This window comes from Massilia sp. TWR1-2-2, from assembly GCF_049897565.1.
In the GTDB taxonomy this organism is placed as follows: Bacteria; Pseudomonadota; Gammaproteobacteria; order Burkholderiales; family Burkholderiaceae_D; genus JAFCUW01.
Map to the genome: position 1 here is coordinate 1740 of NZ_JAFCWM010000069.1, position 1655 is coordinate 3394.

Annotated in this window: 1 rRNA gene (only partly in view); it reads right to left on the reverse strand. The window is 50.2% G+C overall.

The window, feature by feature from the left end:
* A 23S ribosomal RNA gene (locus tag ACP7DD_RS26225) occupies positions 1-1514 on the reverse strand; it reaches 1477 nt to the left of the window's first position.
* Between the last annotated feature and the right edge of the window lie 141 nt (positions 1515-1655).

Sequence of the window (1655 nt, forward strand, 5' to 3'; positions counted from 1 at the left end):
GAATTGCGCGCCCGGATTTGCCTAAGCGCCTTCTATGAGTCAAGAACCGGGACATCCAACACCCGGACAACCTTCCGCGATCCGTCCCCCCATCGCATCATACGACGGTGCAGGAATATTAACCTGCTTCCCATCAGCTACGCATCTCTGCCTCGCCTTAGGGGCCGACTCACCCTGCTCCGATGAACGTTGAACAGGAAACCTTGGGCTTACGGCGTGGAGGCTTTTCACCCCCATTATCGCTACTCATGTCAGCATTCGCACTTCTGATACCTCCAGCATCCTTTACAAGACACCTTCGCAGGCTTACAGAACGCTCTCCTACCATATGGAACTCGTTATAAATAACAAGCTCATATCCGCAGCTTCGGTGACTGGCTTAGCCCCGTTACATCTTCCGCGCAGGACGACTCGATCAGTGAGCTATTACGCTTTCTTTAAATGATGGCTGCTTCTAAGCCAACATCCTGACTGTTTTAGCCTTCCCACTTCGTTTTCCACTTAGCCAATCTTTGGGACCTTAGCTGGCGGTCTGGGTTGTTTCCCTCTTGACGCCGGACGTTAGCACCCGACGTCTGTCTCCCAAGCTCGCACTCATCGGTATTCGGAGTTTGCAATGGTTTGGTAAGTCGCAATGACCCCCTAGCCATAACAGTGCTCTACCCCCGATGGTGATACTTGAGGCACTACCTAAATAGTTTTCGGAGAGAACCAGCTATTTCCAAGTTTGTTTAGCCTTTCACCCCTACCCACAGCTCATCCCCTAATTTTTCAACATTAGTGGGTTCGGACCTCCAGGGCGTGTTACCGCACCTTCATCCTGGCCATGAGTAGATCACTTGGTTTCGGGTCTACACCCAGCGACTGTCGCCCTGTTCGGACTCGATTTCTCTACGGCTTCCCTATACGGTTAACCTTGCCACTGAATGTAAGTCGCTGACCCATTATACAAAAGGTACGCAGTCACGGAACAAGTCCGCTCCTACTGTTTGTATGCACACGGTTTCAGGATCTATTTCACTCCCCTTCCGGGGTTCTTTTCGCCTTTCCCTCACGGTACTGGTTCACTATCGGTCGATTACGAGTATTTAGCCTTGGAGGATGGTCCCCCCATATTCAGACAGGATTTCTCGTGTCCCGCCCTACTTGTCGCACGCTTAGTTCCACACATCGCATTTCGTATAAGGGGCTATCACCCTCTATGGCCGGAGTTTCCAATCCGTTCTACTATGCGTCATGCTAAAACGTGCAGGCTCTTCCCATTTCGCTCGCCACTACTTTGGGAATCTCGGTTGATTTATTTTCCTGCAGCTACTTAGATGTTTCAGTTCGCCGCGTTCGCTTTGCATACCTATGTATTCAGTATGCAATGACCTAAAAGGCCGGGTTACCCCATTCGGAAATCTGCGGATCAAAGTGTGTTTGCTCACTCCCCGCAGCTTATCGCAAGCTACTACGTCCTTCATCGCCTGTAATCGCCAAGGCATCCACCATGTGCACTTATTCGCTTGTCCCTATAACGTTAGCCTCTCAGCCGACTAAGCCGAAAGACGTTACAGAGATAAGAGTACAGCGTTGTTGTTTGTTGCGATTTACAATCACTACCCATCAAACCGTCTGTCGACGATTCGATTAAAACTTTACTTCTTCCAGAT